The 21,976-nt window shown below is 35.3% G+C and carries 15 protein-coding genes; 10 read left to right on the top strand and 5 right to left on the bottom strand.

Annotation, left to right across the window (positions count from 1 at the left end):
- Positions 1 to 123: 123 nt before the first annotated feature.
- The 5 genes from ACAM30_RS07450 to panC all read right to left on the bottom strand — a co-directional run bounded on the left by ACAM30_RS07450 (position 124) and on the right by panC (position 6,208).
- Positions 124 to 2,088: a transglycosylase domain-containing protein gene (locus ACAM30_RS07450; RefSeq protein ID WP_369617916.1), complete on the bottom strand. Its 1,965-nt coding sequence runs from the start codon at positions 2,086 to 2,088 to the stop codon at positions 124 to 126.
- A gap of 156 nt (positions 2,089 to 2,244) precedes the next feature.
- The gene (radA, locus tag ACAM30_RS07445) at positions 2,245 to 3,606 is read right to left on the bottom strand and encodes a DNA repair protein RadA (protein WP_369617915.1); all 1,362 of its coding nucleotides are present in this window, start codon (positions 3,604 to 3,606) and stop codon (positions 2,245 to 2,247) included.
- Positions 3,606 to 4,760, bottom strand: a complete 1,155-nt coding sequence (locus tag ACAM30_RS07440; protein WP_369617914.1) for an alpha/beta hydrolase — start codon at positions 4,758 to 4,760, stop codon at positions 3,606 to 3,608. Before ACAM30_RS07440 ends, radA begins: the two co-directional genes overlap by 1 nt.
- Positions 4,761 to 4,964: 204 nt before the next feature.
- Positions 4,965 to 5,315 carry an aspartate 1-decarboxylase gene (panD, locus tag ACAM30_RS07435; RefSeq protein ID WP_017495920.1) on the bottom strand — a complete coding sequence of 117 codons (351 nt, stop codon included), beginning with the start codon at positions 5,313 to 5,315 and terminating at the stop codon, positions 4,965 to 4,967.
- 14 nt (positions 5,316 to 5,329) lie between these two features.
- Positions 5,330 to 6,208, bottom strand: coding sequence for a pantoate--beta-alanine ligase (panC, locus tag ACAM30_RS07430; RefSeq protein ID WP_369617913.1), 879 nt, complete (start codon positions 6,206 to 6,208; stop codon positions 5,330 to 5,332).
- A gap of 78 nt (positions 6,209 to 6,286) precedes the next feature.
- Here panC and ACAM30_RS07425 point away from each other — a divergent pair, with 78 nt between their 5' ends.
- From ACAM30_RS07425 to ACAM30_RS07380, 10 genes are all read left to right on the top strand, one after another.
- Positions 6,287 to 7,093, top strand: a complete 807-nt coding sequence (locus ACAM30_RS07425; RefSeq protein WP_369617912.1) for a glycogen/starch synthase — start codon at positions 6,287 to 6,289, stop codon at positions 7,091 to 7,093.
- A 21-nt stretch (positions 7,094 to 7,114) separates the two neighbouring features.
- Positions 7,115 to 8,737: a DUF4270 domain-containing protein gene (locus ACAM30_RS07420; protein WP_369617911.1), complete on the top strand. Its 1,623-nt coding sequence runs from the start codon at positions 7,115 to 7,117 to the stop codon at positions 8,735 to 8,737.
- Positions 8,738 to 8,747: 10 nt separating this feature from the next.
- Positions 8,748 to 10,598: a glutamine--fructose-6-phosphate transaminase (isomerizing) gene (gene glmS, locus ACAM30_RS07415; protein ID WP_369617910.1), complete on the top strand. Its 1,851-nt coding sequence runs from the start codon at positions 8,748 to 8,750 to the stop codon at positions 10,596 to 10,598.
- A gap of 127 nt (positions 10,599 to 10,725) precedes the next feature.
- Positions 10,726 to 11,181 carry a T9SS type A sorting domain-containing protein gene (locus ACAM30_RS07410; RefSeq protein ID WP_369617909.1) on the top strand — a complete coding sequence of 152 codons (456 nt, stop codon included), beginning with the start codon at positions 10,726 to 10,728 and terminating at the stop codon, positions 11,179 to 11,181.
- A gap of 7 nt (positions 11,182 to 11,188) precedes the next feature.
- Complete coding sequence (locus ACAM30_RS07405; protein WP_369617908.1) at positions 11,189 to 17,620, top strand: polymorphic toxin type 23 domain-containing protein; 6,432 nt, start codon at positions 11,189 to 11,191, stop codon at positions 17,618 to 17,620.
- A complete protein-coding gene (locus tag ACAM30_RS07400; RefSeq protein WP_369617907.1) occupies positions 17,614 to 18,132 on the top strand; it encodes a hypothetical protein in 519 nt (172 codons plus the stop codon). Before ACAM30_RS07405 ends, ACAM30_RS07400 begins: the two co-directional genes overlap by 7 nt.
- 848 nt (positions 18,133 to 18,980) lie before the next feature.
- Positions 18,981 to 19,628, top strand: coding sequence for a hypothetical protein (locus ACAM30_RS07395; RefSeq protein WP_369617906.1), 648 nt, complete (start codon positions 18,981 to 18,983; stop codon positions 19,626 to 19,628).
- Positions 19,629 to 19,744: 116 nt separating this feature from the next.
- On the top strand, positions 19,745 to 20,137 hold the full coding sequence (locus ACAM30_RS07390) for a hypothetical protein (RefSeq protein WP_369617905.1): 393 nt from the start codon (positions 19,745 to 19,747) through the stop codon (positions 20,135 to 20,137).
- A gap of 238 nt (positions 20,138 to 20,375) precedes the next feature.
- Positions 20,376 to 20,657 (top strand): hypothetical protein, encoded by a 282-nt coding sequence (locus ACAM30_RS07385; RefSeq protein WP_369617904.1) that lies wholly within the window; start codon positions 20,376 to 20,378, stop codon positions 20,655 to 20,657.
- A 295-nt stretch (positions 20,658 to 20,952) separates the two neighbouring features.
- Positions 20,953 to 21,924 (top strand): hypothetical protein, encoded by a 972-nt coding sequence (locus ACAM30_RS07380; protein ID WP_369617903.1) that lies wholly within the window; start codon positions 20,953 to 20,955, stop codon positions 21,922 to 21,924.
- Positions 21,925 to 21,976 lie beyond the last annotated feature (52 nt).

Below are 21,976 nucleotides of genomic sequence, written 5' to 3'. Positions count from 1 at the left end.
CGCAAGGTTCGCAATGTTTTAATTAAGATGGATAATAGAAAAAGCACACAAAGATTTTAACTCATAATAAAAAATCTTTGTGTGCTTTGCGTATATCTTAGCGAACGTTGCGGTTAAATTCAATTATAAATCAAACTCATCGTCAACAGCCAAAGAATCATTCTTCACCGCTGTAGAATCCGGAGCTTTAATTTTTATAAAGGAACGTGCATTTCCCGAAATGTAAACAGGCAATTGTCCAAGTGTGTCTTCAGGAATTAACAAACCTCTTCTGAACATTAGATTCTTTAAGAATTTTTGATTTTTCAAGGCATAATCCTTTAAATTGCCCTGATCGTTAAACTGATACATGAATTTTCTGGGTTTCGGAATAATTGTTGCCAAGTAGAGGCATTCATCAACATTCAGATTAGCGGGGCTTTTCTGGAAGTAAAAATGACTTGCTTCTCCAATCCCGTACACATTAGGACCCCATTCGATAATGTTGAAATAAACTTCCAGCATTCTTTCCTTGCTCACAACTCGATTGTTCTCTAAAATGTAAACCAGTAAAATTTCTTCCAGCTTACGGGAAAGTGTTTTTTCTCTGGTCAGGAAAACGTTTTTAATCAGCTGCATGCTGATAGTGCTCGCGCCGCGTGAGAATTTTTGGGTTCTGATGTTTTTCAGAATAGATTGTTTAAAAGCTTCATTGATAAAACCACGATGTGAAAAGAACGACGGATCTTCAGTCGTTAGAACACATTTTCGTAAATAAGGTGAAATCTGATCTAAAGGTGTGTAGTTAGGGTTTGCGTTCCCCACCAAAACCGGACGCTGCAGTACATTTTGAATAATGGCGCGATAAACAAACTCTCCATTCAGTTTGTTAAGATCCGCTTCGCCGTATTTTGTGATTTTTAAACCTTCTTTGTTGAGTTTACTGTCAAAAACTAACGCATTCGGTTTGTTTTTATTGAATTTAAAATCAAGTTTGTAGTCAAAATTTCCATCAGCTTCCATTCCTTCAAAATGCGTAAACAAGCCTTCAGGCAGCGAAATGATAAAGTCCTGAGCCTTCATTTTGGGAATGTTTACTTTTAAAGTATAAACAGTATCTTTCTCGGTATCATAAGAAACATAAGGATGCAGTTTGATTTTATTCAATTGCATGGTTGAAGTGCTGTCGATCGAAATAAAGCTATCTCCCAATAAGAAACGATAATCAAAACGTGCATTTTTGATCACAACATCTTTGCTGGCAATTTTTGGGTGATTGATTTTTAAATTGGTGATTGATGTATAACCGTCAAGGTGCAATTCACTGCCGTCTTTTTCTATATTCTGTACATTCAGACGAATGGAGTCAAAGCTGGCTTTTAAGTTGTAGCGTTCGTCTAAGTAGGGAACACGAATAGCTCCGGTGTCGAGATTAAAAAAACGAATGTCGGCTTTTTTGTTTCTCGGATCAGCAAAACCTTTTATGTTCCAGCGCTGATCAAAATCTTTGCTTTGAACATGAAGGTCCGTTTCGAGCTGTTTGTTGTCTAAAATCAGTTTATTGACAGCGACAGACGTTTTTTTGCCATTGTCATCAATTCTGAAATTTAAATTCTCCAGCTTCATATCGGTCGGGACCAAATTTAGAAGCTTCGAAATGATGCGATAAGCAAAGGTGGCGTATTTGCGTTTTTCGTTTTTGTCTGAATCTGATTTGTCTTTTTTTAAGAAAGCATCAAAATTGCGAACATTTCCTTTTTTAACCAGTTGGATGTAGCCGTTGTTGATTTTTAAAGTTCCAATCTGAATATCACCAATCAATAGATTAGCGAGACTGATACTGGTTTCTATTTTTTGAATATGACAAAGAGTGTCAGCATTTTTAGGAACCAGAATCACGTTGGTTAATTTTATACCGGACAAACCGTCAAATGAAGCTGATTTTACGGAAAATGTACTGTTGTATTCCGAATTCATTTTGTTGGTTACTTTGGCGATAGCTTGTTTCAGAAGTGAATCGCGGAAAAAGTAAAATCCTAAAAAAAGCACTACCAATACTAATGCAAGTATTAGGAGTGCTTTGTATATTTTTTGTTTTGGGAATTTCATAAAGTTAATTTCATAAAAATTGCGCTTATTCGCAAAATGAAAAGTTTTCAGACTGTTAATTTCTTGAATTAGATTGACACGAATAGATTTGAGTTTGCAATAAATTTAAATAAAAAATCGTGTTTAATTGGTGCAATTCGCAGCAAAAAAAATGAATTAACCAAAAAGAATACTGGCCACATCTTCAATTTTAGCCACCAATTCAATTTTGATTCCTGTATTTTTTAACGCAATTTTATTGTATTTGGATACAAAGATAGTACTGAATCCAAGTTTTTCGGCTTCCTGAATACGCTGGTCAACACGATTTACCGGACGAATTTCACCTGATAGTCCAACCTCTCCGGCAAAACAGAATCCTTTGGTTACCGGAATGTCTTCATTGGAAGATAAAATTGCAGCAACAACTGCCAAATCAATAGCAGGATCGTCAACAGAAATTCCACCCGTAACATTCAGAAAGACATCTTTGGCGCCTAAACGAAATCCGGCTCTTTTTTCCAAAACTGCCAGAATCATGTTCAGTCTTTTGGCATTATAACCCGTTGTACTTCTTTGGGGAGTTCCGTAAACTGCTGTACTCACCAACGACTGTATTTCGATCATCAAAGGACGCATGCCTTCCATAGTTGTAGCAATCGCAGTTCCGGACATTTCTTCGTCTTTGTGGGAAATCAATATTTCAGAAGGGTTAGATACTTCGCGTAAACCACTGCCCAGCATTTCGTAAATCCCTAGTTCGGCTGTGGAACCAAAACGATTTTTTAACGAACGTAAAATTCGGTACACATGATTGCGATCGCCTTCAAACTGTAAAACCGTATCGACCATATGCTCGAGGATTTTAGGTCCGGCGATATTTCCGTCTTTTGTAATATGTCCGATCAGAATAACAGGAATATTGGTTTCTTTAGCAAATTTAATGAGTTCGGCAGTGGTTTCTCTGATTTGAGAAATGCTTCCTGCTGTAGATTCAATATAATCGGTATGTAAAGTCTGAATTGAATCGATAATTACAATTTCAGGCTGTATGGCTTCAATTTGTTTGAAGATATTCTGCGTTTTTGTTTCCGTCAAAATGTAGCAATTGTCGCTATTGGGAGTGATTCTCTCCGCGCGCATTTTGATTTGCTTCTGACTTTCCTCGCCGGAAACGTATAAGGTTTTGTAAGGTAGTTTAAGTGAAATTTGGAGTAAAAGCGTACTTTTTCCAATACCCGGTTCACCACCCAATAATGTTAAAGATCCCGGGACAATTCCGCCTCCCAAAACACGGTTTAATTCACCATCAGTAGTATTCATTCGAATTTCCTGTGCCGAATCAATTTCATTAATTTTTAAAGGACGAGGAGCTTTACCGCCTGGAGTAGGTTCGCTCTTCCAGGCTACCTTTTCCTGTTTCTGAATAATTTCTTCAGCAATAGTATTCCATTCTTTACAGGCATTGCATTGCCCTTGCCATTTGGCATATTGAGTTCCGCAGTTCTGGCAAAAAAAGGAAGTTTTAACTTTTGACATTATTTGGTGGTTTTTGCTAATGCATTCATCTGGTCCATTTTCTCGTACATCAAATCTTTATTCAAATCACCTATTGGTTCCATTTGAGAAGCATTTTGGTATTTTTTAGAAGCTCTTTTAGGATCTCCCATTTTTTCGTACATCAGTCCTAATTCATATTCTCCCAACATGGCTTTCGGATAGTTTACGTTTCCAATTTCAGCCATCTTGCCTAATTCATCATAAGCATTCTTTTTTAGAATAAGATTTTCAATTACTTTGAAATCACTTATTCTCACTGGAATCTGAACTCCCAGAACTTTAGACATCGTATTGTATTTGTTTTCTAAATAATCAGCATATCCCGTTTCCAAAACAGCAATTTTATTGTTGTATTCGAAGGAATTAATAGGCTTGTAAACATCAAAAATTTGATATAAGGCACTAGGGATTGCATGTAAAACCTGAGTATAGTGAGTGGTGCCTTTGAATAAATCGTATTTGTAGCTTACTAACGGATTATTGGCAATTTTTATATTGCTGTCTAACTTTTCGATAGGTTCTTTGAGTTTTTTATTGTCTCCGTCAGCTACAGAAAGATAATAGAATACTGGTTCTGTAACTTTAGCAAGTTTCTCCGGTACTCTAATTTCCATTTTATTGGCCAGTTCAGGACTAAAAGCAATGTAGGCATTAAAAAGAGGCTGCTCTTTGTAAAGGTAAAAATTAATGAAACTGGCGGTTACGTCATGTCCGGCAATAATTCTGAAAGGAGATGTGCGGTATTTTTTCTCAACATAAGGAACTAATTCAGCCCCTACAAATTCAAAAAAGTTTGCTCCTTTTTCAAATGGAAGTCCGGTATTTTGATCAATTGTAGTATCGTCTTCGCGTTCGTCGTTTTTGTTTTGATGGACACCGATAATGATCATCTCAGGTAAGTCTCCCCAATACGTACCATAACTTACGGCGCCGGAAAAGGGATCGAATAAATAATCGCCATCCAGTAAATACAAAACGGGATATTTTTTATCAGGATTAGCGTCGTAAGATTCCGGAAGTCCAATGGTTATTCTTCGTTCTTCTCCGAGCTTTTCGGATTTAATGTTGTCAAATTTTTTCTGCGAAAAGACAGAAATTGAAATTAAAGTAATAAGTAGGTAAACTTTTTTCATGATTTGGGCATTTCAGTGAGTTAAAAAGTATTGAAATAATGTAGCAATATAACATTTTATTTGCTCTTTTAGTATTGTAGGAATTTTAAAAAACAGCAAGACGCTTTTGTTATTAAAGTCAATATTGAATTTAAACCAATAAAATAGTGTTTGTGTCAATTGGGAGTTGCACAAACTAAGCTGAATAAAGTGTAAAAGGAAAGACTAGGTTAACGAATTATCGTTTTCATTTGGGAAAATGATCCATGGTTTGAAAGTTTTAGCTTCTTCAAACTCCAGGGTAGCATAAGAGATGATAATGATAATGTCGTCTTTTTGAACCTTTCTCGCGGCAGGTCCGTTCAGGGTAATTTCTCCTGAATTTTTCTCTCCTTTGATTGCGTAAGTTTCAAAACGTTCGCCATTATTAATGTTTACAATTGCTACTTTTTCGCCTTCAATAATGTTTGAAGCTTCCAGTAAAGTTTCATCAATAGTAATGCTGCCAATATAATTTAAATCGGCTCCGGTTACTTTAACTCGATGAATTTTAGATTTTATAACTTGAATTTGCATGGTGCAAAGGTAAATTAATTTAATGAAATGGTGTCAATCAACCTGATAGAATTAACAAATACCGCTATAAAGGCACGGTAGTTTTTGTCTTTATCTTTGTATTCTATAGGTAATAATGTGGATTCATCAGCAATGACGAAATATTCGAGGTTGAATCTTTCGTTGTCTTTGAAAGAATTTTCGACAAACTGAATCGTTTCTTCAGAAGTGCCTTTCTGAAATATTTCTTTTGCTTCCGTAAGTACTTTAAAAATTATAGCTGCTTCTTTTCGTTCTTCAGCCGTTAAGCGTTCGTTTCGGGAACTCATGGCAAGTTGGTTGTCTTCTCTGAAAATAGGACAGCCCACAACATTTACAGGTAAATGATTTTTTTCGACCATTTTTTTAACAATCTGCAGCTGCTGAAAATCTTTTTCTCCAAAATAAGCATTGGTTGGAGTCACGATTTCGAATAAACGTTTTACGATAGTTCCGACTCCGTTAAAATGACCTGGTCTGAATTTTCCTTCCATCTGATTTTCTAAACCGTCAAAATCAAAAGCTTCAGAAACGGTGTGTCCTTCATAAATATCTTCTACACTCGGAGCGTATAGGATCATTTTGTCACTTAAACCTCTCATTTTCTTCACGTCTTCTTCCAAAGTACGTGGGTATTTTTCGAGATCTTCAGGATTATTGAACTGAGTTGGGTTCACAAAAATACTCACAACAGTATCGTCATTTTCTTTCAGTGATCTTTGCATTAAAGCCAGATGCCCTTGGTGTAAAGCTCCCATTGTGGGTACAAATCCAATAGTGGAATTTGCGGTTTTGATAGTTTTCAAATAGGCTATCAAAGCTACTTTACCGTAGAAAATATGCATGGCAGTATTATTAAAATTTAGTGCAAACATAATATATTAGTTAATAACTGCATAAAATTTTGTAATTTTGCAACGTTTTTATTACCAAAAATTAAGTAAAATACTATTATGAAAGATAAGAGGATATTATATGTATCATCTGAAGTCGTGCCTTATCTGGCTGAAAATGAGGTTTCTTTAATGTCTTATGACGTTCCCAAAATGATTAACGATCAAGGAGGTCAGATTAGAATTTTCATGCCAAGATATGGAAATATTAATGAGAGAAGACACCAGTTACACGAAGTAATTAGACTTTCAGGAATGAACTTGGTAGTGAATGACTTAGATATGCCATTGATTATTAAAGTTGCTTCTATTCCGAAAGAAAGAATTCAGGTTTACTTTATTGATAATGATGAATATTTTAAACGTAAAGCAACTTTTGCTGATGAAGACGGGGTTTTGTATCCTGATAATGATGAAAGAGCTATCTTTTTTGCAAAAGGAGTTGTTGAAACTGTAAAAAAACTAAACTGGGTTCCGGATATCATCCATGTTCACGGTTGGTTGGCTTCGATGTTGCCTATTTACATGAAGCACTATTATAAAAATGAAGCTTTATTTTCTGAAACCAAGATCGTAACGTCGGTTTACGGACAATCTTTTGATGAAAATCTGGATTTGGAAATGATTAATAAAGTGAAATTTGACGGGGTTCCACATGAATCAGTTGCTGATCTGGAAACACCTAACTACGAAAATATCTTAAAAGCCAGTATATTGCATTCTGATGCTGTAATTATAGCTTCTGAACATGTATCTCCAAGTTTAACAAAATTTATAGAATCTTCAGGAAAACCTTTTTTACCTTTCGCCACGAAAGATGCATTCGCTGATGCGTATACAAATTTCTACAAAACGATGGGTCTTTAAATTTTAACTTTATTATTACACATGTACAATACTTCTTTTATTAAGAAAATACTATTAGTTGCAACAGTTGTCCTTTTATATTCTTGCGATAAAGATTTTAATGCGATTGGTGATGGCTTGATCGGAGATGATCACTTTGGTCTGGAATCTGAAAAATATGAAGTTTTAGCTTATAATCAGGAAGTAACCCCAATCCAGTCAAACGGATCGGTAAATTATGGTTTAGGTATTTACGATAATGCAGTTTTTGGCAGTTCGACCGCCAGTTTTGTGACTCAGGTTAGTTTAGACACGTATGCACCTACTATTGGTGATGCACCGGAAATTGTAAGTGTGGTGCTTAGTGTTCCTTATTTTAATCATGTAAAAACGGCAAACAGTGACGGAAGCCGAACTTTTGTACTGGATTCTATTTATGGAGCCTCTAATGGTAAAATTAAATTAGGGGTTTATGAATCAGGCGTTCAAATGCGTAGTTCTTATTTTGACGGAGGGGCACAATTTGCGCAGTTGTATAATACAGACATGGATACAGATACAGGTGTAGACAGTTATATCAATTTTGATAAATCTAAAAAACCTTATGTTGCTACCGGGAAGCCTTTAAATGATGACCCTAACGTAGCACAAAATGAGGAGTTCTTCTTCAATGCAAGCGAGATAACGGATGTAACTACAGACCCTGCAACAGGTAAAGAAACGAGTACTAAAGTTGCGCCTGAAATGCGCCTGAATCTGAATAAAGCTTTCTTTTTAGATAAAATTCTTAAAGCTCCGGCTGCTAAATTGGCTTCTGCCGATGTTTTTCAGGAGTATTTTAGAGGGTTGTATTTTAAAGTAGAGCGTTCAGGAAGTAGTCCGGCTAATATGGCTTTGCTGAATTTTGCAACAAATGGTAAAATTACGATTAAATACAAGGCTAAGACGGCTATAACAACAGATCCCGATGCTACAATGGAGGATAAGACCTTAGTTATTAAGCTAACAGGTGCTTCGGCAAGTTTGCTTAAAGAAGGAAAAGACCCTGCTTATGCCAGTGCGATAGCAAATCCGAATAAAACGACAGGAGACGACAGGCTTTATTTAAAAGGAGGACAAGGATCGTTAGCAGTACTGGAACTGAATGGTTTTGGTGCTAAACTGGATGAAATCAGAACAAAAAAGTGGTTAGTGAATGAAGCTAATTTAGTTTTTTCTATCGATAGTGATAAAATGACCGGTACTTACGAGCCTAAACGAATTTATTTGTATAATCTGGATGATAATGTGCCTATCGTAGACTACGTAAATGATCCGACTTCTTCCTCTAATCCGTTAGTGAATAAGGCAATATATAGTGGGATTATTAATGTAGATCCTACGACCAAAAGAGGTACTACCTATAAAATTAGATTAACCAATCATATTCGTAATATGATTAAGAATGCAACTGTGAAAAACGTAAAGTTAGGTTTGGTGGTGACAGGTGATGCAAGCACAATAGCTTCTAACAAATTAAAACTAAAAAACAGCGTTATCTCAGAGGTACCTAGAGCCTCAGTTATTAGTCCATTAGGGACGGTATTATTTGGAGGCACTTCAAGTACAACTATTCCAACAGGGAAGAAATTGCAGCTTGAAGTTTACTACACGAAACCAAATTAATAATTAATATATGTGTGGAATTGTTGGATATATCGGTCATCGAGAGGCTTATCCTATTGTAGTCAAAGGATTAAAGCGACTCGAGTACAGAGGATATGACAGTGCCGGTGTTATGTTGTATGACGCTGAATCAGGGATAAAACTTTGTAAAACAAAAGGGAAGGTTTCGGATCTTGAGGTTAAAGTTAAAGAAAGCTTAGACACAGCCGGAAGCATAGGAATTGGACATACACGTTGGGCAACTCATGGAGTTCCAAATGATGTAAATTCACACCCGCATCTTTCTAATTCAGGAGAGCTGGTTATAATTCATAATGGAATTATTGAGAATTATGCGCCACTTAAAGAAGAATTGATAAAGAGAGGTTATACTTTTAAATCAGATACAGATACCGAAGTTTTAGTGAACTTAATTGAAGAAGTTCAGAAAAACGAAGGATTGAAATTGGGTAAAGCGGTTCAGATTGCCTTAAATCAGGTGGTAGGAGCTTACGCAATTGCTGTTTTTGATAAAAAGAACCCAAATGAAATTGTAGCAGCCAGATTGGGTAGTCCATTGGCAATTGGTGTTGGAGAAGGAGAGTATTTTATTGCCTCTGATGCTTCACCGTTTATTGAGTACACTTCAAACGCGATCTATCTTGAAGATGGTGAAATGGCAAACATTAGATTGCACAAACCGCTAAAAGTTAGAAAAATTAAAGATGATTCATTAGTAGATCCTTACATTCAGCAGCTTCAAATGAACTTGGAGCAAATTGAAAAAGGAGGTTATGATCATTTCATGTTGAAAGAAATCTACGAGCAGCCAAGCGTTATAAAAGACACGTACAGAGGAAGACTTCATGCAAATGAAGGAATTGTTCAAATGGCTGGTGTTGAAGATAATTTAGAGAAATTCTTAAACGCAAAACGTATTTTAATCGTTGCTTGTGGTACTTCATGGCATGCCGGTTTAGTTGCTGAATACATCTTTGAAGAATTCACACGTATTCCGGTTGAAGTAGAATACGCATCAGAATTCAGATACCGTAATCCAATCATCAACAAAGACGATGTTGTAATTGCGATTTCTCAATCAGGAGAAACGGCAGATACGATGGCGGCTATTAAGTTGGCGAAAGAAAACGGAGCGTTTGTTTTTGGAGTTTGTAATGTCGTAGGTTCTTCTATTTCAAGAGAAAGTCATGCCGGTGCTTATACGCATGCGGGACCAGAAATTGGAGTAGCATCGACAAAAGCCTTTACAACTCAAATTACAGTTTTAACCATGATTGCATTGCGATTAGGTAAAGCCAAAGGAACCTTGTCAAATACTGATTTCCATACCTACTTACAAGAATTAGAAATCATCCCTGAAAAAGTTGCAGAAGCATTAGAAACGAACGACAGAGCAAAAGAAATTGCGGCAGCATTTAAAGATGCGCCAAATTGTTTGTACTTAGGACGTGGTTACAATTTCCCTGTAGCATTGGAAGGAGCATTGAAGCTTAAAGAGATCTCGTACATCCATGCTGAAGGTTATCCTGCTGCTGAGATGAAACACGGACCAATTGCTTTGATTGATGAGCATATGCCGGTTATCGTTATTGCACCTAAACAAGGGCATTATGATAAAATTGTAAGTAACATTCAGGAAATCAAATCCAGAAGTGGTAAAATCATCGCGGTAGTTACCAAAGGAGATACGCAAGTTCGCGAATTAGCGGATTATGTGATCGAAATCCCTGAAACTTCAGATGCATTGTCACCATTGATTACAACTATACCGTTACAATTACTATCTTACTACATTGCAGTAATGAGAGGTTGTAATGTTGATCAGCCACGGAATTTGGCGAAATCGGTTACAGTAGAATAAAAAATATTCTTTAAAATATATAAGTATTTAAAAATGCGAGGCTTAGGTCTCGCATTTTTTTTGGTTAATTTTTGTAGGAGGGTGGTTGCGGGTTTATATTTGCAAAAAATTCGTCAAAAACGATTATATGAAAAAAATATTACTTTTTATTAGTTTTCAATTTTGCTTATTAGCCTCTGCACAGCAAAAAATTACTTTTAATTATGATGCGGCAGGCAATCAAATTGTAAGAGAACTTTGTTTGTCAGGTTGTTCTCAATCCGCTAAAAAGGTAGAAGAAGTTAAAGAAATTGAAGCTTTAACTGAGGATGATTTATTAAAGTTTTCCCCTGAAGATGTGATCTCTTATTATCCAAATCCCGTTAAAGAAGAACTGTATTTGCAATGGCAATTAGGAGAGGAAAATTATGTCACTTCCGTTCAGGTATATAATACGGTGGGACAGCTACTACAGACTTACGGAGGAAATGAAAGAAGGAATAGTTTAAATATTCCTTTTCAGAATTACCCGGGTGGTGTTTATCTTGTTCTGCTTTCTTATAAAGACGGAGGAGAGAAATCGATTAAAATTATCAAACAATAAATTTTACATGAAGAAGTTTTATTTTGCCCTTGCATTTTCATTCATGGGTTTATTTATTTTTGGACAAACGGGATCAACAGGTTATTCGACAGAAGTAGGAATCACTGAAGGAGAATTATCTGTTTCTTTATCCGGAGCAGCAAATTATACAGTTCCAATAGCAGTTCCTCCTGGTATTAATGGGGTCGTGCCACAAATAAGTTTGACGTACAATAGTCAAGGCGGGAATGGTGCAGCGGGTTATGGTTGGAACATTTCTGGAGTATCTATTATTAGCAGAATTCCGTCAACTAAATTTCATGATAATATTATCGATCCGGTAGATTTTGATAGTTACGATAGATTTGCCTATAATGGGCAACGTCTAATTTTGAAGAGCGGGACTTATGGCGGAGATGGCGCAATATATGAAACGGAGAATTTTTCAAATGTTAAAATTACCTCGTATGGAGTTCATCCAAACGGAGCCAATTATGGCCCGGCATATTTTAGAGTGGAGCATCCCGATGGATCAAAAGCATTTTATGGAAATTCCAGTGATTCTCGCTCTATTACTGATTGGGCAATAACATATTGGGAGAATGAGCAAAACGTAAGAATAAGTTACAGTTATCTTCTTGAAAACAATGTATTGGAAATAGCATCTATAAAATATGGTACTTTATCTACGACTACTCCAATTAATGCAATTAATTTCAATTATGATTTAAAAACTAGACCGGAACAGGTATATATTGCAGGGCAAAACTTAAGAAGAACTAAGAAAATATCAAGTATAAATGTAATTGGTAATGGCATAGGTTTTAGGAATTATTCTTTGGATTATTTTTCAACATCACTAGATTATGATCAGTTAAAGCGAATTACTGAAAAAAGTGGAGACAATTCAAAAAGTTTAAATCCAACAGTATTTGAATACGGTGAAATTGGTACAACAATAGATGCAAAACCTACAGTTTCTCCATTAGTCTTAGGGGAGATAAATTCCAATAATTCGGCTACGGTATCGGGAGATTTTGATGGTGATGCAAAAATGGATTTTGTTTTGTATTCTACAACTGTTGGGGTAAATATGCAGAAAGAATTCTGGATGTTTACAGGTATTGATAATAATTCTTCTATATCTACTATCAAGGTAGATTCTGGATATTTTGGAACGATTTTTCCGTCAAATGGATTGACTAGTGATAATAAGAAGTATCATTATCAGGGTGTCACTATATCTCAGGGTGACGAAGCAAATCATAATGCAATAAATTTTAAAACTTATTATAAGTACTCAAATAAGGTGCTTCCAGATTATACCAAACAGGCTGTATTTCCTGAAAGATGGATACAAAATTGTACTGAATCATCTAGTCAGGGTGGCGCAAAATTTTTTTTCAGTGGGGATTTTAATGGAGATGGGTTAACAGATGTAATGGCACTCGATCAGGACATACAAGAACTTTTTTGTGAACCTGATCCATACGGTGGACCAGATCAGTTTATCTATTCGACAAATTCACCCAGTCAATTTTACTTTGTAGATTTAGATAGAAGAAAAACGTCAAATTTTGTAAATTATGCTGGTACATTACAAGAGTATTTTTTAAGTACTGATAGTAGAATTGAAACTTTTGATGTTAATGGTGATGGAAAGACGGACATACTTCATTTTAAGAATGGTAAAGTTTACGTTTATACTCTAAATAATGATAATCAACTGGAGTTTTTGTGGAAAACACTAGATCAGGATATCAAAATTTCTCAGGCAATATTATCCGGAGACTATAATGGAGATGGTAAAATGGATTTTATCATTGCAAAAAGTACAGGTCTTAATGCAAATGAATATGTGAAATTTTTGTCAACAGGAATCGGTTTTGTGAAAACTACTGAGACATATGCATTTGTGAATAGAGGTTCTAGTTCTGATCGTGATGGGGTTACCACACGTAATTTTATTCCTTTGGATATTAACGCTGACGGAAAGACTGATATAGTACAATTTACGACCGCATTTGGAAGAGTGTTTGATGGCGGGAGAGTTTATATTGATGTTTTTAAGAATGCAAATGATTCTTTTTTACCATCTGTGACTTATGATACGACGCCACTGAAAGCTATAAGAAGTTATCCTTTACCTGTGTTTTTGTCTCCTAAAACAAATAACCAGTACTTATCGGTAGGTGTAATCAGCAATAGTCAGTTATATTCATTCGACTCAAAGAATGATTTTAGTAAGGAAGTATTATTGAATAGTATAACTACAGGAAATGGTGTTAAAGAAACTGTTACTTATAATTCTTTACAACAGGATCAGTATGAGCCGCTTTATGTACCTACTATCTTTACTGAAACTTTTCCAAATGTAGATATTATTGTTGCACCAAGTTTTAGAGTTGTATCAATGCTTGAAAAGCAAAGTAAGGATGTTTACAAAAAGCAGCGTTATTTTTACTCAGGTGCAGTTTCAAATGTAGAAGGTTTGGGATTCTTGGGTTTTAGATCAACGGTTAAAACTAATTGGTATGATAAGGAGGAGTCAATCATTTCCAGTTTATCTAAGAATGATATAAGTTTGAGAGGAGCAAACGTAGAGAATTATACAGTATTAGGTTTACATTCTCCTCTACTACCAAATCCTAATGCAGTAAGTATTTCGAGTACAATTGTCAAAGATAAAAATTACACGGTAGTAAAAACAGATAATCTGGTGGCTACACAAAGTATTGTATTAAAGCCGGATACCTGGATAAAACCGGAAACAGGTCATACATTTTCAGCAAAAATAAACGAAGATGGTAACGCTGGAACATCAATTAACACACCTGTTAGTTTTATAACTAAATCACTGCTAGCTTATGAAAGTGAATTGTTAGCAAATAAGGTTTTCAAGATTAAAAACATTAAAACGAAACAGTTTAATGTTTTAGAGGATACTGGTTCAGAGACTTTTGTAGAGTATGATACTAACAATAATCCGTTAAAATCTACTGCGCTTTTAAAAGAATCCGGAAGCACAGTTCAAACGACCATCTCAAGTGTTACTTATGTTCCTTCTACCGTGTCTCCTTATGTGGTTGGTAGACCTTCAGGTAAAAATGAGAGTATAGCCGTTTCCGGGGATACTATGACTAGTGAAGAATTGTATTACTACCAAAATGGTTTATTAACCCAGATTAAGAAAAAAGGAACTAATACAGATTATATCGTTGAAGATAATCAACATGATACTTTTGGTAATATTATTCAAAAAACAATTACTGCATCTGGACTTCCGGCTAGAGTCACCAGTTATGGATATGATCCATCAGGAAGGTTTTTAACGCGAAGCACGGATATTGAAAAGCTGTCGACAACTTTTGTTTATAATACCGACGGGACATTAGAATCTGAAACAAATCCTTATGGGTTAAAAACATCTTATTTGTATGATTCCTGGTCCAAAAAGACAACAACTACGGATTATCTGGGGAAAAAGACTAGTTATCTGTATTCCCGTTCCGGTTCAAAAACTATTGTTACATCGACTGCTGATGATGGAAGTGTTAGTGAGCAAACATTTGATGATTTAGGCAGAAAAGTAAGGTCGGGAAGTAAAAATGTTATGGGGACTCTCGCTTATGTTGATTATTTGTATGATATCCATGATCGAAACTATAAAGTGAGTGAGCCTTATTTTGGGTTAACGGGAACTCAATGGAACGAAACGAAATACGATATTTACGGAAGAGTTTTTCAGAGTATAGCCTTTACCGGAAAAACTACAGATATAGTTTATTCAGGACGTACATCGACAGTAAGCGACGGAACAAAATCAAAAGCTACAACAAAAAATGCAATGGGCAATGTGGTATCGATGACAGATACACCAGGTGGAACGGTTAAATACACTTATTTTGCGAATGGAAATCTAAAAGAATCAGATTATGATGGAGTAAAAACTACGATTAAACAGGATGGATGGGGAAGAAAGACAGAATTAAAGGATCCATCTGCGGGTACCTTTACTTATGCTTATAATGCGTTTGGAGAAACTGTAAGTGAGACCACACCTAACGGAACGACTGCTTACGTAATAAATGATTTTGGGAAAGTAACGCAAAAGACAGTTGATGGGACAAATACGAAGTCCATAACAACGTATGACTATGATTCTTCGAGTAAATTATTGTTAGGTAGTGAGTTTAAAGATTTTAAAAATGGATCGACTTCTATTTCTAAAACAATTGTTTATGATGATTCAAAAAGAATCCACCAAACAGTGGAAAAAACACCGTACGCTGAATTTACAAAAGAATTTGGGTATGATGAGTTTGGAAGAGTATCTACAGAAATCTCTATTGCAAGAGCAGGAGGGAAATCAAGTTCGAAAACAATTAAAAACACATATAAAAATGGATCGCATTGGCAAATTCTGGACAATGACACCAGTGCTGTTTTATGGCAAACCAATACAGTAAATGAGAGAGGTCAACTCGTAAATGCGCAAAATGGACCAACAACGATAAATAATATTTATGATACTTATGGTTTCGCTTCTCAATTTAAATACGATAAAACATCAGGATCTTCAAATATTTTAACTTTAAATACTCTTTTTGATGCTAAAAGAGGTAACCTGATCAGTAGGAGTAATAGTCAGTTTGGTCGAAATGAAAGTTTCAAATACGATGCACAAGACCGATTAACTGAATATACGAACGGTCAGGGCGTACAGGAAAAACAATTGTATGACGATCAGGGAAGGATTACCGAAAATAATTTAGGGACTTATAGCTACTCAAAAGATAAACCTTATCAGAATAATGCAATAGCTGTTACTCCTGAAGCATTAACATATTATACTGCAAAACCGAGACAAATTATAAGCTATAATGTATTTAACAGTCCGGTACAGATTGAGGAAAAGGATATCGACAAAGTAAGTTTTACTTACAATGATAATGACAGTCGTACTGCGATGTTTTATGGAGGTTTGCAGGATGAGAAATTAGACAGACCTTTGCAAAAATACTATTCTGAAGACGGTAGTATGGAAATTAAGTTTAACAAAACAACGAGTGCTTATGAGTTTATTACCTACATAGGTGGAGATGGGTACTCTGCACCGATTGTATTAAAAAGCAATGGTACAGCGCAGGATTACTTATATTTGCAAAGAGATTACCAGGGTTCAATAGTAGGGATCGTCAATCAGACAGGTAATGTTGTTGAAAAACGTTTGTTTGATGCCTGGGGAGCTATTGTAAGTGTACAGGATGGGTCAGGCAATGTACTCACAGGATTGACTGTTTTAGACAGAGGTTACACAGGCCACGAACATTTACAGAGTGTAGGGCTTATCAACATGAATGGTCGTATTTATGATCCTAAACTGCATCGTTTTCTACAACCGGATAATTTTGTGCAGGATCCTTTTAATACACAAAATTATAATAGATATGGATATTGCTGGAATAATCCATTAAAGTATACAGATCCTAGTGGTGAGTTTATATGGGTTCCTATAGTGATAGGAGCTATGGTTGGTGCAATAAGTGGAGGTGTTGCGTATACTGCGAAAGCTATTCAAACAGGAAATTGGAATATAGGACAATTTGGAATGGCTGTTTTGGGAGGAGCGGTTATTGGTGGTATTACAGGAGGAATTGCACCTATGAGCGTTGTGGGGGTTAGTATGGGCAATGTAGTTGCTTCTGCATTTATTGGAGGAATGATGCCTTCTTATGGCGTACAGGTTGGGGATTGGAGTTTTAGTATTTCCCCAAGTATTGCTTTTGGTAATACTATGGGTATTGGAGCTAGTTTAAGTGTAACTTACAGCAGTGGTAATTTTAGTTTCTCGGCAGGAGTAGGAATTATGAGTAATAGCAATTATAACGGATTAGGCAAAAACGGTATGGAAATACGCAAATCTATATTGGCTAGTTATGATGATGGAAAAAACGGAGTTTCGTTGGGCAGTAATATTTGGGGAGGAGATTTTGCACAGAGAACCGGAGTGGTAGGACTGCATTTTGGAGATTTTAGAGCGATGTATGAAAATGATGGCGGACCTGTCTTAAAGAAAGGTTTTGGTGATGCTGGAGATAGTTACAGAACCGCCGCTTTGAATTTATCCGTTGGAAAATTTACCGCTGGATTCAATTTATTTACAGGGAAAAGAGAGAATATTCCAGAAGGGAAGTCGCCTGAAAACAGAAGTATTGATGGTTATGGTCGCAAATATACCTATGGTAATGTTGATGAAAGAGGAACAAAATATAGGCTAGGTGCTTTAACTGTCGGATATGGTAGTTACAGAGTTGGAGTAAACAGTGAACATGTTCGGCACGCAATCCAAGACAGAGTGATTCATGGGATGATTCATGACCAAGGATTTCAAAATCAATCTTGGGATTGGAAAGGATATAGTCAGTACAGAACTTCTAATGGCTTTACATCATGGTAAGATTTTTAACTATTATTTTTGTGATTTTATGTTTTAGTTCATGTATGAGATACAATGAATATGGATATTATAGAGTTGGATTGTCAAAATTCACTATCAAGCCTAATACAAACAATCTAGCTTATACAATAATAGATACTACTGTCATCTATAGATTTATTAAGGACGAAAGAATAAACATAAGTGGTTCGGGAATTCCTAGATATTATAAATTTTATTCAAACGGTAGAATTGCAGAATTTTATGATAGAAATGTAAATTTAAAAACAGGAAATATCCTAGATGCTAAAAAAGGTCATATGGGGTATTATAATCTAGATGAGAAAAACTTTGTTATTCAATTTTATAATAGCAATGCAAATGCTTCTGAATTAACCAGCGAAACTATTTTAATTAAAAATGACACTTTAATTTCAATTAAGAAATATTACAATCCTGATGCTGAAATAAAATCATTTTTCATAAAAGAGGATATTCCTAATTATATTAGAATTACGAAACCCGATTGGTAAAGTAGTAAAACATAAAAAAAATCGCAGGATTTGCGAGGTTTTTTGTGTTTTATAACATTGCTACGTTTTTAGCACTGCAACGATTAGCGGTAAATATAATCAAACAACAAAAGTCTGATGCAATAGGTCATAGTGCATTAACTAAAGTAAGCGAAATATATGGTTTAAAATCATTAGTTTCAGTAGGACCTGATGTTACCGGAAAAGGGATTTTTAATCCCCCCTGCTGGCGCGAGCGTCCCGCTCATGAATGCATATAAAGTTAGTTCCTGCGATGGGAAAAATAAAGATGTATAAAGGTGAGGAGTTGATGGTTAGTAAAGAGAACGGATTGATTTTCATTATGTCGACGAACGGGACGCTCGCGCCAGTGAGGGGGTATGGAAGCAAAATGTTTAAAGATTGAGACAATGAAAATTTATAAATTTATTTATTATTATTTTTATTTAAAAAGCTCAAAAAAGAATGCTGTACCCGAAATACCAGTATACACAATGTTATCTTTTACACAAACAAGTAATTTGATAACGATTACTAATGTTATAATGATAATTACCCTGCTCCGCAAAGTCTCAAGACTTTGCGGATTTTTAAAAGTTGTTGAAAGCCGTCAAATATGATGAAAGTCTCCTGACTTTTTCCATGAATGTCTTGATAATTGTATTTGTTTCAAGGGTTATCGGTGACTATGCAACTGCCAAAAAACGTTGTAACGGCGTATAGGAACGGGGACGAAGTCGGGAGACTTCGCACAGCGGGTTGCAGGTGGAGCAATTGTAGGAGGAACTAATGCTTGGCTATCTGGTGGAGATCCTGTAAAGGGCATTGTTACAGGGGCAGTTACAGGTTTGGTTGGAGGACAACTAGGGCAATGGGCAAGCGGAGCGCTTGGAGGAGTTGTTGTAAATGGAATTAAAGTAACCAGTCCTCTTTTACAAGGTACAATTATTGGTTCTCTCAGTAGTGGAGCTACGGGTGGGGTTATGAGTTTTGGCATGGCATTGATTAGTGGTGCCAATTTCAATAGTGCGCTTAATGCAGCAGGTCAAGGGCTTACTACGGGACTTGTAACAGGAGCAATAAGTGGGGCGGGAGGTGCCTATGCTAATTCTGTTAAAAATAAGGTCAATCCTTTTAATGGGAATGATTTAAGAACAATTGATTCTGAAATGGTAAAAGTCAGACACCATACTAGTGTAGAAAACATGAATAAGATCAGAAGTTCGAATCAAATGACTCCTTCTAGATATTCAGGTTTTAGCGATTATGGTGTAGATTTTGAAAATACTATTAATTTTAATGGGAATCAAAGAATTTTTGACGCTAAGAGTACGGGAGCTTTCATAGAATTAATTGTTCCTAAAAGTATTTTAACGCCAAGTCCTAACCCCCAGTCTCCGAATCATGTTAGAATTATGACTGGAAACAAGAATTTACAAATCACACCAGAGTTTAGACCAAAATATTATATCAACATTTATTTCGGTAATAAGTAATTAAAGAGATGTTAGAAGTAAATTCACCATTATTCAAGCTGATAACGATTCTATTTCGACAAATGAATCTTTCGATAGGTAGATACTCATCGGAAGAGGATTTTTATATATTTTTTATGGATAAGCACATTTACTATAAATATGCAATAATAGAGTTAGAAAAAGTGCTGTATGAATCACCGGCATATTCATCTTTTAGCGAAATGATAGAAAAGATCTTTTTTAGGAGGCACTTAGGGAATTTATATATTTTGTTAGTCTATAAAATTTTAAAAGAATTTGATGAAATGTTAGACTCTAAAAATTTTAATGATATGCTAATGAAAAAGAGGACGAATATTTCTTCTGGGGAAATTTATTGGGGACTTTTGAGAAAGAAATTTTCTAGAAAAGAAAGGAAAATTATAGATGAAACAGAGCATTTTGGGCAAAATGACATGTTTAATCATTATAAAAGTATTGAGGAAAACTTATCTAGATTAAATGTAAAAATAGATGTAGATAGTTAGTTTAAAAAGTTTGATTTTGCGTGTATTTTTGCGAAGTTATAATTGTATTGCATTAATAAAACTGCCCCTACTGGCGCAAGCGTCCCGCTCGTAAATACATATAAAGTTAGTTCCTGAGATTGAAAAAATAAATATGTATAAAGGTGAGGAGTTGATGATTCTAAAAGAGAATGGATTGATTTTGATGTTTTGTCCGCGAATGGGACACTCGCGCCAGTGAAGGAGTAGTGATCTTGTGGTGGCTAATTTAATAGTGGGTTTAACTCAGGATAATACCACGGTGTCCTATGCGAGTAATGGTTATGGACCTATGGTTAAGTCTGAACCTACCGGTTTTACAGCTGCGATTATTGGAGGTGCCATGATTATCGCTTCCATTCCTATTAAAATTGGATATCTCAAAAAAATTAAATCTGCCATTGCGAAATACAATGACGGTTTGGTAGAAAATTATAAACCAGGGACTAAAACCACTTTAGTAGCAAGTACTAACCAAATTGGGTTAAAGATTGAGTTTTAAACTAATTGATTCTAAAAGAATGAGTAACTAGTTTCTTGTTTAGTTTTCATTAGTAAAATGGTTTAACTATATAAAATGTTAAAAGCGAGATTTTATGTCTCGCTTTTTTTGAAACATTTTTTATCGCAAATTTTACAAATTAAGAATGTAATTATAAGTTTGCGCGAAATATTTTAATCATTTTTGAAGAGTATAATTGTTGTTGTTTTGCCTTTAATTTTTATGCTTTTCGATGTTTTTTAGGAAGAGAATTTTAGTGTCATAAAGAGAATTAATTAAAATAAAAAGAATTTGTATGAATAATTTATTTAAGATTGTTTGCATTTGTTTATTTGTCAGTACGAGGATAAATGCACAGGGGTCTATAAGTATCAATAGCGGTTTGTATAATGTTTTACCGAGACCTGTAATTTCGGCAGGAACTATGGAATATGGGGAAATTAGAGGTTATAGTTTACACGGTAATCTTATGGATGACGGTTTTCTAAGACTGTCTGCAGGTGCCGGAACGACTCAATGGACTAAATCATATATTGATATGTCAGGATATTCTACTGTTCCTGATATGGATCGTAATATTGTTTTTGGGACTTCTGGTACAGAACGTATGCGGATTAATCAGTATGGAAATGTGGGTATTGGAACTTTAACGCCTGGAACTAAGCTAAGTGTATTAGGGGTAATATCTAAATTGACAGAAACGGGAATTGACGGTACTTTTGATAACCTGATAAAGTATGGGCATAAATCAGATTTAGAAAGTGGTACGAGTTATGCAAATCGTTGGCATGGTATTGATGCTACAATTACTGCGGGAGCAGCAGCGCAAAATAAATTAAAGTTTAAATTGTATAAAGGAGGATTTGACAATGTAGCGCCAATTGATGTAATGACTTTGGTTGGTAATGGCAGAGTAGGTATTGGAACGACAAGCCCAGATTCAGAATTAACCGTAGCCGGAAAAGTTCATGCACAGGAAGTAAAAGTGACGGTTAATGCAGGTACAGTTCCGGATTATGTTTTTGCGAATGATTACAAATTAAAATCATTAGAAGAAGTAGAGAGGTATATCAAACAAAATAGCCATTTACCGGAAATACCATCAGCTAAGGAAATAGAGAAGAATGGTTTGATGCTGGCAGAAATGAATTTGAGTTTGTTAAAGAAGATGGAAGAAATGACGCTATACATGATAGAACAGAATAAGAAAATAGAGAAACAAAATGAAAAAATCAGGATGCTTGAGGAAAAAGTATTTGCCAAATAAGAGAGTGATATAATTGAGATTTATTAGAATTACGGTTATATTTTATCCTTTA

The organism is Flavobacterium sp. CFS9 (assembly GCF_041154745.1).
Taxonomy (GTDB): Bacteria; Bacteroidota; Bacteroidia; order Flavobacteriales; family Flavobacteriaceae; genus Flavobacterium.
The sequence above is the reverse complement of the archived record's forward strand: the minus strand, read 5'-3'. Positions and strand labels throughout refer to the sequence as shown.